Origin of the sequence: Vibrio sp. Isolate22, assembly GCF_022398115.1 — a bacterium.
In the GTDB taxonomy this organism is placed as follows: Bacteria; Pseudomonadota; Gammaproteobacteria; order Enterobacterales; family Vibrionaceae; genus Vibrio.
In genome coordinates this window covers 25,391-40,990 of the sequence record NZ_JAKEUW010000023.1, presented here as the reverse complement: position 1 = coordinate 40,990, position 15,600 = coordinate 25,391, and the positions used below count along the sequence as shown (strand labels likewise).

The 15,600-nt window shown below is 44.9% G+C and carries 14 protein-coding genes; 6 read left to right on the top strand and 8 right to left on the bottom strand.

Going from position 1 to position 15,600, the window contains the following annotated elements; genetic code table 11:
* Positions 1–192: 192 nt before the first annotated feature.
* On the bottom strand, positions 193–1,122 hold the full coding sequence (speB, locus tag L1D55_RS14595; RefSeq protein WP_239917931.1) for an agmatinase: 930 nt from the start codon (positions 1,120–1,122) through the stop codon (positions 193–195).
* Positions 1,122–3,029, bottom strand: a complete 1,908-nt coding sequence (gene speA / locus L1D55_RS14590; protein ID WP_275665315.1) for an arginine decarboxylase — start codon at positions 3,027–3,029, stop codon at positions 1,122–1,124. The genes speB and speA overlap by 1 nt, the downstream gene beginning before the upstream one ends.
* A 424-nt stretch (positions 3,030–3,453) precedes the next feature.
* On the opposite strand from speA, the gene L1D55_RS14585 reads away from it, so the two are divergent.
* The 5 genes from L1D55_RS14585 to L1D55_RS14565 all read left to right on the top strand — a co-directional run bounded on the left by L1D55_RS14585 (position 3,454) and on the right by L1D55_RS14565 (position 9,832).
* Positions 3,454–4,158: a class I SAM-dependent methyltransferase gene (locus L1D55_RS14585; RefSeq protein WP_239917930.1), complete on the top strand. Its 705-nt coding sequence runs from the start codon at positions 3,454–3,456 to the stop codon at positions 4,156–4,158.
* Between the two features lie 232 nt (positions 4,159–4,390).
* A complete protein-coding gene (locus L1D55_RS14580) occupies positions 4,391–5,827 on the top strand; it encodes a coniferyl aldehyde dehydrogenase (protein WP_239917929.1) in 1,437 nt (478 codons plus the stop codon).
* Positions 5,824–6,411 carry a TetR/AcrR family transcriptional regulator gene (locus L1D55_RS14575; RefSeq protein WP_239917928.1) on the top strand — a complete coding sequence of 196 codons (588 nt, stop codon included), beginning with the start codon at positions 5,824–5,826 and terminating at the stop codon, positions 6,409–6,411. The genes L1D55_RS14580 and L1D55_RS14575 overlap by 4 nt, the downstream gene beginning before the upstream one ends.
* Positions 6,412–6,903: 492 nt before the next feature.
* A complete protein-coding gene (locus L1D55_RS14570; RefSeq protein ID WP_239917927.1) occupies positions 6,904–8,478 on the top strand; it encodes an ATP-binding cassette domain-containing protein in 1,575 nt (524 codons plus the stop codon).
* Between the two features lie 115 nt (positions 8,479–8,593).
* Positions 8,594–9,832, top strand: coding sequence for a leucine-rich repeat-containing protein kinase family protein (locus L1D55_RS14565; RefSeq protein WP_239917926.1), 1,239 nt, complete (start codon positions 8,594–8,596; stop codon positions 9,830–9,832).
* A gap of 185 nt (positions 9,833–10,017) precedes the next feature.
* On the opposite strand, the gene L1D55_RS14560 is transcribed toward L1D55_RS14565, so the two are convergent.
* From L1D55_RS14560 to thrS, 6 genes are all read right to left on the bottom strand, one after another.
* The gene (locus L1D55_RS14560) at positions 10,018–10,467 is read right to left on the bottom strand and encodes a hypothetical protein (RefSeq protein ID WP_239917925.1); all 450 of its coding nucleotides are present in this window, start codon (positions 10,465–10,467) and stop codon (positions 10,018–10,020) included.
* 50 nt (positions 10,468–10,517) lie between these two features.
* Complete coding sequence (yqfB, locus tag L1D55_RS14555; RefSeq protein WP_008224694.1) at positions 10,518–10,832, bottom strand: N(4)-acetylcytidine aminohydrolase; 315 nt, start codon at positions 10,830–10,832, stop codon at positions 10,518–10,520.
* 207 nt (positions 10,833–11,039) lie between these two features.
* Positions 11,040–11,393, bottom strand: a complete 354-nt coding sequence (rplT, locus tag L1D55_RS14550; RefSeq protein ID WP_004733517.1) for a 50S ribosomal protein L20 — start codon at positions 11,391–11,393, stop codon at positions 11,040–11,042.
* A 42-nt stretch (positions 11,394–11,435) separates the two neighbouring features.
* Positions 11,436–11,630 carry a 50S ribosomal protein L35 gene (rpmI, locus tag L1D55_RS14545; RefSeq protein WP_004738430.1) on the bottom strand — a complete coding sequence of 65 codons (195 nt, stop codon included), beginning with the start codon at positions 11,628–11,630 and terminating at the stop codon, positions 11,436–11,438.
* Positions 11,631–11,734: 104 nt separating this feature from the next.
* The gene (infC, locus tag L1D55_RS14540; RefSeq protein ID WP_080566530.1) at positions 11,735–12,286 is read right to left on the bottom strand and encodes a translation initiation factor IF-3; all 552 of its coding nucleotides are present in this window, start codon (positions 12,284–12,286) and stop codon (positions 11,735–11,737) included.
* Positions 12,287–12,288: 2 nt separating this feature from the next.
* Positions 12,289–14,217, bottom strand: a complete 1,929-nt coding sequence (gene thrS / locus L1D55_RS14535; protein ID WP_239917924.1) for a threonine--tRNA ligase — start codon at positions 14,215–14,217, stop codon at positions 12,289–12,291.
* A 420-nt stretch (positions 14,218–14,637) separates the two neighbouring features.
* Here thrS and L1D55_RS14530 point away from each other — a divergent pair, with 420 nt between their 5' ends.
* Entirely contained in the window at positions 14,638–15,570 is a 933-nt protein-coding gene (locus L1D55_RS14530; RefSeq protein WP_128162611.1) for a DUF3187 family protein, read from the top strand.
* Positions 15,571–15,600: the final 30 nt, after the last annotated feature.

Below are 15,600 nucleotides of genomic sequence, written 5' to 3'. Positions count from 1 at the left end.
AACCCACAAAAACACTATAAAATAGGTTGCATAATAGATGTTTAGCAGCAGATTACCCAACCTTCACCATCAGCATTATCACCTTTGCGATAGCTCAGTCAGTCAAGCGGTAGAAAAACAAAAAAGCCCACCAGATAGAACCTGGTGGGCTTTTAGATCAGATAGCAACGCTATGTTTATAACAACGACATTTTATGATTTAGCTAGACGATTCGCCGTCCAAACATAAAGCAGCTCAAGCGCAATCGTAGCACCTGCTAACGCTGTGATGTCACTTTGGTCATACGCTGGAGACACTTCTACAACGTCCATACCAACCATGTTGATACCCTGCAAACCACGGATGATTTTCAGAACTTTATCGGAGTTCAAACCACCACACACTGGCGTGCCAGTACCCGGTGCAAAAGCAGGATCAAGACAGTCGATATCAAACGTCAGATACACTGGCTTATCACCAACAATATCTTTCACTTGAGCAATAATCTCGTCCACACTCATGTCATTGGCTTGCATCGCATTAATGACGTTGAAACCATGACCTTCTTGTTTGTACTCAGTACGAATGCCGATCTGCACCGAATGTTCTGGCGAGATAAGACCTTCGTTTGGTGCATGGTAGAACATGGTGCCGTGGTCGTAACGGCTGCCTTGGTTGTAAGTGTCAGTGTGTGCGTCGAAGTGAATCAACGCCATCTCACCGTACTTCTTACCATACGCTCGTAATAGAGGCAGTGTAATGAAGTGATCGCCACCTAGACCTAACAGAGTTTTACCGCTATTTAGAATCGCATCAGCTGCTGCTTCCAAACGCTGAGTTAGGTCTTCTGCGTCACCGCAATCAAACACAAGGTCGCCAGCATCAATCACCGAGGTATGTTCAAATACATTGAAGTCCCACGGGAATTTCTTACCTTCCCACGCCAAGTTTACCGATGCACGACGAATCGCATCAGGTCCCATGCGAGCACCCGGGCGGCCAGATGTCGCCATATCTAGCGGCGCACCCAACACAACCACATCAGCGTCGTTGTCGATTGGGTTTTGCATCAATGGACGACGCATAAACGTCATCGCATTGGAGTACAGCGAGTAATCTGGTTTCGTAAATAGATCGTTCATTAAAAATCCTCAAGATAGGTGTAACCCATCAAGCCTTGCTCTAACTCTTCAAGTACGCTTTGCTGCTCTTGCGCTGGTACTTTCGCCGTTACCAATTCTTTGTAGTTTTGACGAATTAGGTCCATATCAATGTGAACGTAACGCATCATGTCTTCTACTGTGTCGCCTTCGTTGATGTAGTCAATGTTCGCTTCTCCGCTCTCATCAACATTCACCACAACACTGTGCGTATCACCAAATAGGTTATGCATATCGCCCAAGATCTCTTGGTACGCCCCTACTAGGAAGAAGCCCATCAGGTATGGTTCATCTGGGTTCCACGCTGGCACTGGCAATGTTGTTTCAATGCCCTGGCCGTCTACATATTGGTCAATCGTACCGTCAGAGTCACAAGTGATATCCAACACCACAGCACGACGCTCATCCGCATTATCTAAACCGCTCAGTGGCAATACAGGGAACACCTGATCAATACCCCAAGCGTCTGGCAATGACTGGAATAGTGAGAAGTTCACGAAGAACTTGTCCGCTAAACGCTCGCTCAACTCATCCAAAATTGGACGGTGGTAACGGTTCTTAGTACTCATACGAGTGCTTAGCTCGTAGTTGATGCGCAAAGACATCTGCTCAGCCCAAGCACGATGCTGAAGGTTCAGCATACCGGTCGCAAATTGGTTGTGCGCTTCTGCAATATCACTCTGCGTGTCGTTGTAGATCTCAATCAACGCACGGTCGTCGTTACCAGCATCAAGTTCTAAGAAGTTCTTCCACATGTTGTTAAGCAACAGTGGTGCATCTGCTTCTGGCGCTACCATGTCTTCCGGTGAGTAGCTTTCAGTACCAATCACGTTGGTGATCAACACAGCATGGTGCGCTGTCAGTGAGCGACCAGACTCCGAAATGATCACAGGTTGTGGCTGATTGTAGAGCTTACAAATGTCTCCTACCGTCATCACGATGTTACGAGCGTACTCAAGCAGGCCGTAGTTCATTGAGTTTGAAGATTGGCTACGTGTGCCGTCGTAATCGACAGCTAAACCACCACCAACATCTAAGAACTTCAGTTGAGCGCCAATATCACGCAGTTCACAGTAGAATCGAGCCGCTTCACTCACACCATTGCGCACATCACGAATGTTCGCCATTTGCGAACCAAGGTGGAAGTGCACGAGCTCTAGAACATCCAGCTGGTCTTCTGCTTTCAAGCGCTCGATAACAGTAAGCACTTGTGATGCAGACAAGCCAAACTTCGACTTCTCACCACCACTTGCTTGCCATTTACCTGCACCTTGAGAAGCAAGACGGATACGTAAACCCAAACGAGGTTTCACACCCAAAGCTTTCGCTTCAGAAAGAACAAGATCAAGCTCAGACAGTTTCTCTAGAACGATAAATACCTTGTGCCCTAGCTTTTCGCCAATCAGTGCAAGGCGGATGTATTCTCTGTCTTTGTAACCGTTACACACGATCACAGAGCTCGCTTTTTGAGCCAACGCCAATACCGCTAATAGTTCAGGCTTGCTGCCCGCCTCTAGGCCTAGCTGCTTTTGCTCTAGTTGAGCTTGGCTCGCTAAGATCTCATCAACCACTTCTTTTTGCTGGTTAACTTTAATCGGATAAACAAGTAGGTAACGGTTGTCGTATTGATATTCTTCGATCGCTTGGTTAAATGCGTTACAAATATTGTGCACACGCTGATGCACGATTTGAGGAAAACGCACAAGAGCAGGTAAACCAATGTTTCTTTGCTCTAACTGTTTTACGATCTTACTTAGTGGGACTTGATGATCCGTTTCGCTCGGTGATACATACACTTCACCGTTGTCATCAATGCCATAAAAACCTTGGCTCCAGTGCTTTACGTTATACTCAGCACGGATGCGTTCCAAATTAACCGAATTTTCCAATTCTAGAGACCTCACACTATAGGGCCATCGACAGAAGATACCTCTTTGGAATAGCGAGGTATAACCCAACAAAAAACGTTCGAATACGATTTGTTGGCTGCATTAACCGATATTATTAAGAGCGAGTCCAACCATTGATATTTGTGGTTACGATTACGTTTTTTTACCGACAGATCGACTTAAAGTGACAACTAAGGAATTACAAGGTTTTAGGGCAAAAAACAGACTGAAGTGCATTAAAAATAAAGCACTTTCTAACAAAAATTTAGGTGAATAAAATAGCAATGACGCATAAAATTCTTGGCTAATTTGGTGATGTTAAGTCAGGGTTGTGACAAATATCGGCACTTCACTATCACAACTCTCGCTATCGCCAAGATAGCCAGTATTCTGTTCTTCCATACCTATTGATGAGTGTTAAATCATGTCCGAAATGTACACCACCTACGCAAAGCAATACGACTCTGCTGCTCGCGATAATATTTATAATGCACTACTAGAACGCCCATCAACCATAGCCTTACTAGACGATGTTAAAGGGCTCGATATTGTCGACCTTGGTTGCGGCTCAGGTATATACGCACAATGGTTTATCGACCAAGGTGCCAACAAAGTTACGTGTACCGACCTGTCTCAAGATATGGTTGACCTAGTGAACGAAAAACAAATCCCCAATGTGACCGCATACGCGCAAGATGCAGCTCTTGGTTTACCTAAGGAAGCTGATAACAGCGCTGATGTCATCGTGTGCCCGTTGGTGCTGCACTACATTGAAGATCTAAAACCTGTCTTTGATGACGTGTATCGCGTTTTGAAACCGGGCGGCTACATCGTGTTTTCCACTCATCACCCTTTTGCGGATTTTGAGTGCACCCTTTCAGGTAACTACTTTGAGCGCGAATTCATTCAAGAAGAGTGGAACACAGTTGGAACACCCGTTCAGGTAAGCTTCTACCGCCGTTCATTAACCGAGCTTTGCCAAACTGTCAGCCAATCTGGCTTGCTGATTTCACAAATCACTGAAGGCACAATCGACGAGAAAGCCAAAGCCATCTCTGAAGAAACGTACGAGCGCCTATCAAAAAACGTTAACTTCATCTTTATGCGTTGCGAGAAAGTCTCAGCCTAATCCGTAAGCACATCGCGTGTGCCTTTAACTACACCAAAGGCACACGATCACTTCTCGCAAACCTGTCATTTCTTCCCTAATACCCGCTTTACGTTGTTGGGCCCACTTAGCTCAATTGCCAGTTCATTGCACAAAAAATAAACTTTTTTCGTCCATATCTTGTATTCGACCATAACTTCTTGTAATTTTAACTGACCAACCAATCGGTCAGCCTTCGAATTTAGGGGATACTATGAGCCATAATCTAGACCTTGAACCAAACACGTCGAGCACCAACGACATGGTTCAAATATTCAACCGACAACAAGAGCACTACCGTAACAACGTTAATCCAACACTTGAGCAGAGACGAAATGATCTCTCAGTCTTGAAAAAACTATTAATGCGTTATCAAGAGCAGTTAATTGAAGCGGTATCTGAAGATTATGGCCATAGAGCAAAGCACGACAGCTTAATTGCTGACATCACCCCTTCTCTACACCAGATTAATTACAGTGATAAAAATCTTAAGAAGTGGTTGAAGCCTTCACGTCGTAAAGCCGGCTTGATGCTAACACCAGCCAAGATTACTGTGCATTACCAGCCTGTAGGTGTGGTTGGCATCATCGTGCCTTGGAACTTCCCAGTAATGCTCTCTTTGGGCCCTCTCATCACAGCATTGGCTGCAGGTAACACTGCAATGCTCAAGATGTCTGAGTTTACCCCTGCAACTAACCGTGTTTTGAAAGCGATGTTGGCTGAAGGTTTCAGTGAAGAGCAAGTGGCAATCATCGAAGGTGAAGCCGACGTTTCTGCTAAGTTCAGCCAGCTGCCGTTTGACCATATCCTTTTCACAGGCTCAACCTCTGTTGGTAAGCACGTAATGAAAGCCGCAGCTGCTAACCTAACGCCAGTGACACTAGAACTTGGCGGTAAGTCTCCAACCATCATCGCACCAGATTTCGATGTCGCAGACGCGGTTGAACGTATCTTGTTTGCCAAGAGCTTAAACGCAGGTCAAATCTGTGTCGCACCGGATTACATCTTGCTGCCACGAGAGAAAGTCGATGCATTTATCACCGCTTACAAGCGTTACTTCAAGAAGCTCTATAAAGCAGGAATTGAGAGCAAAGACTTAACCTCAGTGGTTAACATGCGCCAGTACAATCGATTAAATGGCGTAGTTGAAGATGCGAAGTCAAAAGGTGCAGTGATACATACCGTTACCGAGCAAGCACAAGACGACGTGAACCACAGAATGACACCGCACCTTCTCACCGAAGTGAATGATGACATGGTGGCAATGCAAGAAGAGTTGTTTGGCCCTGTGCTTCCTATCGTGCCTTATGATTCGATTGACGAGGCAATAAGCTACATCACAACAAAAGAACGTCCACTTGCCTTGTATCTAATGAGTCACGACAAGAAAACCCAAGACAGATTCCTATCGGATACACACTCTGGCGGTGTTTGTATCAATGACTCTTTAGTACATGTGGCAGCGGAAGACGCACCGTTTGGTGGTATTGGCCCTTCAGGCATGGGACACTACCACGGCATTGAAGGCTTCAAGACCTTTAGCCATGCAAAAACCGTATTGACTCGAGGCAAAATCAACTTCACTAAGTTGATGCACCCTCCATACAACAACCCAATCAAGAAAATGATGTTCAAAGTACTGAATCGATGATTACAAAAAGGCAAAAAATCCTAGATGCTGCGCTCCTACTCTTTTCCCAACAAGGGTTAGAGGGCACATCTACAGGGCAAATAGCGAAGACCGCTGGTGTAGCAAAAGCGACACTGTTTCATCACTTTGAGAACAAATCTCTACTGATTGATGAGCTGTTTCGTGAACTGAAAGTAGAGCTATTTTCTACTCTGGCTCAACACACAGAAATCGCTGAACAAAATCGCTATCAAGCCTTTAAATTCATGTGGATGACCGGAATTGAGTGGGCGTTAGAAAACCCAGTCGCCATGAAATTCTTCACCAATGTGCATTTTGACCCAACGACTCAAACTCGTGAAGTCATTGTTTCGCAGATGTTTGCGTCACTCGATGACATCATTTTGAAAGGACAGCAAGCCGAAGAATTGATGGTGCTAGACATTAATCTCGTTAGACACTTCATCCATAGCCACTTTTTGATCTGTGCGAACTGGCTTGTTGATCAGCAAGAGCCGCAGGCAGAGCAGTCAGAAAAGTATATCAACGACAGTTTTGATATGTGCTGGCGTGCTATTGGTGGTCAAGCGCAGCCGTCCTGTTAGCTAGACTATCAGCGGGCTATAAGCTTAATACCCTACCATTAAGTAGCGTCAAGTTTCATTGGATCAATAAAAGCGTCTCATCGGCGCTTTTATTATTTGGGTACATTTTAATCACTTTACCCTGTTGACTTTTTAAGCCCTCATTCAGTACCATTCCACCATCATTTCAAAAGAGAATAACGCCATAATGAAGTACTAACATCCTGACATCCGATTTATTTTTTAAAAATCATTTGGACACTCGGGGTTAGTGGGCGTTACTTCGTCATCTATTTTCGCGACATATTAAGCTCTTAAAGATCCGCCGATTAACGGCCTGCATCTTCCAGAGCGCACTTAAAAGACAGAAACCATCTCAATACCGCTTTCTCTCTTTTATTGGTCACCCATCTAAGTAACGCTTATGGCGATCTGTTGTTAGCATCCAGCAGGATCTTGCACGAAAAGCGCCTAGCCCCTTTTACTCGTTTATACGTAAAGGGAGGTATTTTTATGCCTACTATCTTAGCCAATAATCTCTCATTCCAGCTAGATACTGGTGAGTGGCTATTTAAAGACATCACCTTCAATTTGAACTCGCGACTGACAGGCTTAGTTGGAAGAAACGGAGCCGGAAAGTCGTTGCTACTTTCATTACTCACTGGGCAAACGCAGCCGACATCTGGGAGTGTGTCTAGGCAAGGCTCGATTGGTTTCTACTCACAATTGCCCTCAGAACTTTTGGATAGCACGATCAGCATTGCTGATTTTTTAGATATCGCAAATAAAATCAATGCCTTGCATGCTATCGAGCAAGGCAGCTGCGAGCTTCAACATTTTGACATCGTTGGTGACGATTGGGATTTGCAAGAAAACACTCAGAGGCTGTTAGCCAATCTGAAAATAACCAGCGAGTTGGCCACGCCATGCAACACATTAAGCGGTGGGCAACTTGCCCTTTTACAGCTTCATCAACTGTTTACGTCAGACCACAACATACTGATTCTCGATGAGCCGTCGAATCATTTAGACAATGACGGGCGCAGCTGGTTAATAGAACAGTGCCAACAATTTGAAGGCAAAATACTGATGGTTAGCCATGACCGAAGCCTGTTGAGACACATGGAAGGGATCTACCACCTCAACAGTTTGGGGTTACGTTTCTATAAAGGAAACTACGATGACTACTTCAAACAAATGTCGAATCAGGCGGATGCACTAGATAAACAGATTGCTCATCACCAATCAGAAAAGAAACGACTGGAGCGCCAAGCTCAAGCCAATAAAGAAAAAGCGCAACAACGAGAGGCGCAAGGAAACCGACTGCGAAAATCCGGCAGTCAGCCAAAGATCTTAATGGATGCGATGAAAGACAAAGCCGGACGAACACAAGCAGCATCAGCCACTAGCCAAAATAACTTAAAGGAGCAAAATCAAGATAAGCTTCAATCTCTTAAAGAACAAAAAGAGCAACTGAAACCGCAGGCCTTGTATCTAAAACAGAGTAATAGCAAGAAAAAGAACGCGCTGTTAACTGTTGAAGATTGCCGACTTGAATATGGGTCTGGTACTGCTATCAATTTTTCTCTGTCACAAGGTGAACGCTGTTATCTAAGCGGTGCAAACGGCTGTGGTAAATCGACACTGTTGAAAGCGATTCACAACGAGCACTCACACTACACTGGTACCATCAAACGCTTAGGATCTACGGTATACCTTGATCAACACTTTGGTTTATTGGATACCCATAACACCATGTTCGATAGCCTCATAACGCATAGTGATGGGCTAACAGAGACTGATGCTCGGACATTGTTAGCAGGCATCGGCTTTAAGCGTGATTCCGTGTACCGCAAAGTCGCTCACCTAAGTGGTGGAGAGAAAATGAAGCTAGCGATGTTGATTGTCAGCCATAAGCAAGACTCCCCATTACTGCTGCTTGATGAGCCAGACAATCATTTAGATATCGACTCTAAGCAGATACTAGCGTCAGCTTTGCGTGAATACCGAGGCGCTTTTATCTTAGTCAGTCATGACGTGGATTTTGTTGAGGAGGTTGGCGTTAGCCCAAATCGTATTCAGCTTTAACCTTGATACTAACTACCACTGAGCTTAGATAGGCGAGTATTGTTGCGGATACTCGCCTTTCTCGATTGAGACAAGTACACTACGTGCCTCGAACATCTAATCATAAGGCTAAGGTTTGCATACTCTAGAACAATTAAAATCAGGTCAACTTAAAGGTATTAAGCGCTTAAAATTATCAGAAGGCCTCACTGAGTTTCCATTAGAAATCTTGGACCTCGCCGATTCACTAGAGATTCTCGATCTTTCGGGGAACCAGCTATCAAACTTACCTGAAGAGTTATCACAGCTCACTCACCTGCGTATTATCTTTGCGTCGAATAACCTGTTCACGCACCTTCCTGATGTTCTTGGGTCACTTCCTAAGCTTGAAATGATCGGTTTTAAGACCAACCAAATCAAAACCGTGAGCGAAGCGTCTCTGCCACCTCAATTGCGCTGGTTGATCCTGACCGACAACGACATCGAAGTTCTACCGAATTCACTAGGTGAAAGACCACGACTGCAAAAGCTGGCACTCGCAGGCAACCAGATTCGCGCTTTACCTGAGAGTATGGAAAAGCTATCCAACCTCGAACTGGTCCGCTTGTCTGCAAACCAATTGACTGAATTCCCAGAGTTCCTTATCAAGCTACCAAAACTGGCTTGGCTAGCGTTTGCGGGTAACCCGTTTTGCAAACACCCTAGCAGCTTAGATAGCGTGCCTGCGGTTAGCTCTCAAAGCTACTCGCTGAATCAAGTACTTGGCCAAGGTGCATCTGGCGTGATCTCTCATGCAAGCTGGCTAAACAGCGACTTTGATTTCCCACAGGAAGTGGCGGTTAAAGTGTTTAAAGGTGAAGTCACCAGTGACGGCTACCCACATGATGAACTGGAAGCGTGCCTTCAAGCTGGTCACCATAACAACTTAGTAAAATCCATTGCCCAAGTAGAGGAACAAGATTACCTAGCTTTGGTGATGGAACTCATTCCAAGCAGCTACTATAACCTAGGGCTACCACCGACGCTCGAAACTTGCACACGTGATACTTTCCCTGAAGGTTTCGAACTTCCAATCTCGCAAATCGACAACATCGTGACTCAGATGATCGATGTATTTGATCACCTGCATGACAACAAGGTTTGTCACGGTGATTTGTACGCGCACAACACTTTAGTCAACGAGCAAGGTCAGATGATCTTTGGTGACTTTGGCGCTGCAACTATCTATGGCTACCTAACTGAAGAACAGCAACAAGGCATTCGTCGTATCGAAGCTCGCGCATTAAAGTACTTTATTGATGACCTGCTAACGGTTTGTGCCAATCAAGATGTTGGGAGTGAACTGCACTCACGCCTAACAAACTTTGAAGCATAAACGCAGCTGATAAACCGAGTTGATAGAATGCTAACGCTCGGTTAGCTTGCCAAGAAACAACAAAGCCAACAGTGTGATGTTGGCTTTTTGCTTTTTGCTTTTTGCTTTTTGCTTTTTGCTTTTTGCTTTTTGCTTTTTGCTTTTTGCTTTTTAGAGGCTCGCTTAATCAAGCTCGGCGAAAAGAGTTAACGCTCAGTTTGCACCAACTTCAGATACGAATGAAGCTCGCCGTTCTTATATTCCACCGCAGAGTGGATATTAAGGTCTGCTCGAGCTACAACCGCAAATTCATATCGGTTATCGCCCTTAGTAATCTCAACGTGCAGTAAGCCGTCTTTTAACTGCCACCGCCCTACCGTCTTAAAGCGGTCAAACAAACGGTACTCAGTTAGAGTGCCATCCGCTTTAAAATGTACTTCAGTAATGTAGCCAGCCGGACAGCTCTTTACCCAAACACGACTTTCAATATCACGGATAACAAAGTCACGCTTAGTTTCGCGCCACGCTGAAAAGGCTTCGCTGTCGTAAAGAGAGGTGTCGAGATCTGCACGAGGAATTAACGGCTGCTCCATTTGTTCACGACAATAAAGCTGAAGCAAGATTTGCTGTTTAGTGTCGCTCGATAACTCAGTCATTAATCCTTCCTATCTATCCAAGAAAAGCACTACAGGTTCGTTGTTAGCGATTAAACCAGCTCGTAAGAAACAACGTAAAGCTGAGAGATACCTGGGTAGATATCTTGAATCACATCTTTCAACACTTGCAGAGTCATGTTCTCTTGTTGTGCATGGAACTCACCCAGCTCATCAAACAAAATCGGCTCTACGCTGATGATCTTAAGATTACAGAATACGCGCCCTTCTTCTAACGTTGATACTTCAACAACGCTACCAGGTTGGTAATCACGCTCTGATTCATCGCGAATGGTGATGGTCTTTTTGCCAGAAAGGATGTCAGCTTCGAAACGTTCGAAGAACGTCATAGTAGTTGGTGCGGTCATTTATTCAGTCGCTTAACATTAAAGGTTAGGTAGATGTTTATATACCAGAATGCTTGTTCAAGCGAATAAAAATTAGATGCGGAAGTTTACTCGTCATTCCCAAGACTGACGGAGGAAGGAGTTGGGAATCTCTAGAGGATAAATTACAGGCAATAAAAAAGGAGAACCGAAGTTCTCCTTTTCTTAAACCTTAAAGCTAACTCTAAATTATAGAGATGCTTTCGCTTTTTCAACTAGAACAGCGAATGCTGCTTTGTCGAATACTGCGATGTCAGCAAGAATCTTACGATCGATCTCGATAGATGCTTTCTTAAGACCGTTGATGAAACGGCTGTAAGATAGACCATTTTGACGAGATGCCGCGTTGATACGTGCAATCCAAAGTTGACGGAATTGACGTTTCTTGTTACGACGGTCACGGTAAGCGTATTGACCAGCTTTGGTAACTGCTTGGAAAGCTACGCGGTAAACACGTGAACGTGCACCGTAGTAACCTTTAGCTTGTTTTAGAACTTTCTTATGACGTGCACGAGCTTGTACACCACGTTTTACGCGAGGCATTATGCTTCTCCTAAACTAAACGAATTTATAAACTAAAAAGAATTAAGCGTATGGCATCATACGTAGAACTTGAGCAACTTCACACTTAGGAAGGATCGAGTTCGGACGTAGCTGACGCTTGTTCTTAGTAGTACGCTTAGTCAGGATGTGACGTTTACCAGCGTGCTTAAACTTAATACCACCAGCAGTTTTCTGGAAACGCTTAGCAGCACCTTTGTTGGTTTTCATCTTAGGCATGATGAATAACTCCGCATTGTTGAGTTGTTAATAACATAGTAATTAGGGCGAATAAAACCCCGCAACCAGAGGCTGCAGGGTTCAATTACTTGCAAAGCCGTTAATTACTTCTTTTTAGGGGCCAATACCATGATCATCTGGCGACCTTCAATTCTCGTTGGGAAAGATTCGACTACTGCAAATTCTTCAGTATCCGCTTTCAAACGATTAAGAACGTCAACACCGATGTCTTGGTGAGCCATTTCGCGGCCACGGAAGCGAATTGTTACCTTCACTTTGTTGCCGTCTTCAAGGAAACCAGTCAGGTTGCGTAGTTTTACCTGATAGTCTCCAATATCAGTTCCAGGACGGAATTTAACTTCCTTAATCTGAACCTGCTTTTGCTTTTTCTTCTGCTCTTTCGCAGCTTTGCTCTTCTCGAAGAGGAACTTACCGTAGTCCATCACACGACAAACTGGCGGCTCGGCGTTAGGGCTGATCTCTACTAGATCCATACCAGCTTCATTTGCAGCTTCCATCGCTTCTGCGATTGATACTACACCAACAGCTTCGCCGTCTGCGCCAGTTAGACGCACTTCACGAACGCCACGAATGTCACCGTTTAAACGGTGCTGGTTTTGTTTGGCCGGTTGTTGGCCACGTCTTCCGCCTTTAATAGCTATTCCTCCAGATTGAGCTTACGGCTTGAAACCTCAGCTTGGATGTATGAAATAAAGTCATCCACTTTAAACTTGCCAAGGTCTTTACCTTTACGTGTACGTACTGCAATTTCGCCGGCTTCCATTTCTTGGTCACCACACACAAGCATGAACGGTACACGTTTCAAAGTATGTTCGCGAATTTTAAAGCCAATCTTCTCATTTCTCAAGTCTGCTTTGACTCTAAATCCACTTTTTTGCAGTTTTTTCGTAATTTCTTGTACATATTCAGACTGTTTGTCTGTAATGCCCATTACAACTGCTTGTTCTGGCGCCAACCACGTTGGGAAGAAGCCAGCGTATTCTTCAATAAGAATACCGATAAAACGCTCTAGTGAACCTAAAATCGCGCGGTGGATCATAACTGGCGTGTGACGCTCGTTATCTTCACCTACGTAAGTTGCACCTAAACGCTCTGGTAATGCAAAATCGAGCTGCACTGTACCACATTGCCATGCACGGTCCAAACAATCATGCAAAGTAAATTCAATCTTAGGTCCGTAGAACGCACCCTCGCCTTCTTGAATCTCGTATGCAATCTCCATTGACTCTAGTGCAAGCTTAAGGTCAGCCTCAGCACGGTCCCACATTTCGTCAGAACCTACACGTTGCTCTGGACGAGTAGACAGCTTAACAACGATGTTTTCGAAACCGAAAGTTGTGTAAGTGTCGTAAACCATTTCAATACAAGCTTTAACTTCTTGTTGAACTTGGTCTTCAGTACAGAATACGTGAGCGTCATCTTGAGTAAAGCCACGAACACGCATGATGCCGTGAAGTGCGCCAGACGGCTCGTTACGGTGACATGAGCCGAACTCAGCCATACGTAGCGGTAGATCACGGTAAGACTTAAGACCTTGGTTGAAGATCTGTACGTGACCCGGGCAGTTCATTGGCTTGATAGCGTATTCACGGTTCTCTGAAGACGTTGTGAACATCGCTTCTGCGTATTTGTCCCAGTGACCAGAACGTTCCCAAAGTACACGGTCCATCATTAGTGGGCCTTTTACTTCTTGGTAATCGTACTCAGTCAGTTTTTGACGTACGAACACTTCTAGTTCACGGAAAATAGTCCAACCGTTGTGGTGCCAGAACACCATGCCTGGTGCTTCTTGCTGCATGTGGAATAGATCCAATGCTTTACCAATCTTACGGTGGTCACGCTTAGCCGCTTCTTCTAGACGAACTAGGTGAGCTTTAAGCGCTTTTTTATCATGGAATGCAGTACCGTAGATACGTTGAAGCATCTTGTTGTCACTGTTACCACGCCAGTAAGCACCTGCTACGTTTAGTAGTGTGAAGTGCTGACAGAAACCCATATGTGGTACGTGTGGACCACGACACATATCGATGTATTCTTCATGGTGGTATAGGCCTGGACGGTCGTCTTTAGAAACGTTCTCGTCTAGGATTTCCATTTTGTATGTTTCGCCGCGAGCTTCGAAAGCATCACGCGCTTCCTGCCAGCTAACTTTCTTCTTAACAACCTGGTACTTGGTCTTCGCTAGCTCTTTCATGCGCTTTTCGATCTTTTCTAGATCTTCTTGCGTTAGAGAGTGATCAAGGTCGATATCGTAGTAGAAACCGTTATCGATGGTAGGACCGATCGCCATTTTCGCTTCTGGGAAAAGCTGCTTAACCGCGTGGCCTAATAGGTGAGCACAAGAGTGACGAACGATCTCAAGGCCATCAACTTCATCTTTAGCTGTGATGATTTCTAGGCTTGCATCGTTTTCGATAAGATCACAAGCATCAACACGCTCGCCATCTACACGACCAGCAATGGTTGCTTTCGCAAGACCAGGACCGATTGATAGGGCAACATCTAGAGTTGATACAGGGTTGTCAAATTGACGCTGACTACCGTCAGGAAGAGTAATAATTGGCATTATTTGTCCTTTACAGTGGTGTTGCACACCAAGCAACACATGAAAATGTTTAATATATGTCTTTCAATCAACTAGTACGCTGATTGGGGATATATGCATAATAAATATACCCACGGAGAAGCAAATACAGATGCCTCGCTCGTGGGTATCAGAGCATTGTAACGAAATAATATGAAATAACAATGACGGAGGGGATCTCCCTACACTTCAGTCCCCTTTATCAGCCAGCTTACGTAGACTCGAATCGCCTCTTTTATGCCTCCACAATGTAAAGCGCCTTTCCACAACGAGCCAAACCAACATAACTACTTCGGTTTAGTCATTTAGAACTAAGCTATATAGGTGTGCCAAAATAAGGATGAGGTATTTATGGGAAAACGAGGGACTTTTCTATCGCTTACATCACCCCTGCCCTTCATAATGCTCACAGCGGCCTGCATACCGAGCGCTTGGGCCAATAAGGATTACGGGCCCTTAATCAGTTATACCCAAGCGCCACTGCAATCCGTTCGACTCACTCCAATGCTTCGCTCTGGTTTCCCACTCGAAGAGGACAAGCTCGAGCTGTTTACCTCTTTAACAGCCGCCAGTATCTGGGCTAACTCCCGCGACTATCATTTAGATTATTATCAAAACCAACTTCAAACAGGACTACGATGGCAATTAACACCTGAATGGCAAGTAGAACTGAATTACCGCTGGCTTTTCGCCGCCAACAACCACCTCGACAAAATCACCATTAACTTCCATGAACTGTTTAGCATCGACCAAGCCGGACGAGATCGAAAAGCCAGACATCAATTCGACATCTATGCTCCAGAGCACGATATCAGCATCCGAGACTTTTCTGGCGACACACTGACCAGCGCTTTCACTCTCTACACCCAATACCAAATCGTAGATAAAGAGAACCATGGATTATCTGTTGGTGTCTCGCTTTACCACAACAACGTCAGTCACGGAGCATTTAAAGGAAGCAGCACAGAACAAAGCGCTCAACTCAACTATGCATACCAACTCGATATCAATACCTTCTATTCGAGCTTGGGGTTTGCGAACCAGTCTAATCGAGATTCAGACAACGGCTTTACACATAAAAAGGTTACATGGTCTTGGTTGGGAGGCTATCAGCTGACACTCATTGAAAACCACGAATTGCATATAGAGTATCGATGGTATGAAGGCGCTGACTACGGTGACACTGAACTTTCGCAAGCAGCCAATGAAATGATGTTTGGCTATCGCTATGTGATGCCACGCTCGGCAGTCGAGGTCTCCATCATCGAGAATGTCTTTAACATGGACAACTCCACCGATGTCGCCTTTCAATTGGCTTACCGGCATCAGTGGTGAACCTAATTCAATTGAAGGTGATGGAATCAA

Excerpts from the sequence above, each read along its gene's own strand:
- L1D55_RS14580 (WP_239917929.1), top strand. The coding sequence starts at position 4,391 with ATGAGCCATAATCTAGACCTTGAACCAAACACGTCGAGCACCAACGAC.
- L1D55_RS14560 (WP_239917925.1), bottom strand. The coding sequence starts at position 10,467 with ATGACTGAGTTATCGAGCGACACTAAACAGCAAATCTTGCTTCAGCTT.
- speB (WP_239917931.1), bottom strand. The coding sequence starts at position 1,122 with ATGAACGATCTATTTACGAAACCAGATTACTCGCTGTACTCCAATGCG.
- L1D55_RS14575 (WP_239917928.1), top strand. The coding sequence starts at position 5,824 with ATGATTACAAAAAGGCAAAAAATCCTAGATGCTGCGCTCCTACTCTTT.
- yqfB (WP_008224694.1), bottom strand. The coding sequence starts at position 10,832 with ATGACCGCACCAACTACTATGACGTTCTTCGAACGTTTCGAAGCTGAC.
- L1D55_RS14530 (WP_128162611.1), top strand. The coding sequence starts at position 14,638 with ATGCTCACAGCGGCCTGCATACCGAGCGCTTGGGCCAATAAGGATTAC.
- rplT (WP_004733517.1), bottom strand. The coding sequence starts at position 11,393 with ATGCCTCGCGTAAAACGTGGTGTACAAGCTCGTGCACGTCATAAGAAA.
- L1D55_RS14570 (WP_239917927.1), top strand. The coding sequence starts at position 6,904 with ATGCCTACTATCTTAGCCAATAATCTCTCATTCCAGCTAGATACTGGT.
- thrS (WP_239917924.1), bottom strand. The coding sequence starts at position 14,217 with ATGCCAATTATTACTCTTCCTGACGGTAGTCAGCGTCAATTTGACAAC.
- L1D55_RS14585 (WP_239917930.1), top strand. The coding sequence starts at position 3,454 with ATGTCCGAAATGTACACCACCTACGCAAAGCAATACGACTCTGCTGCT.
- rpmI (WP_004738430.1), bottom strand. The coding sequence starts at position 11,630 with ATGCCTAAGATGAAAACCAACAAAGGTGCTGCTAAGCGTTTCCAGAAA.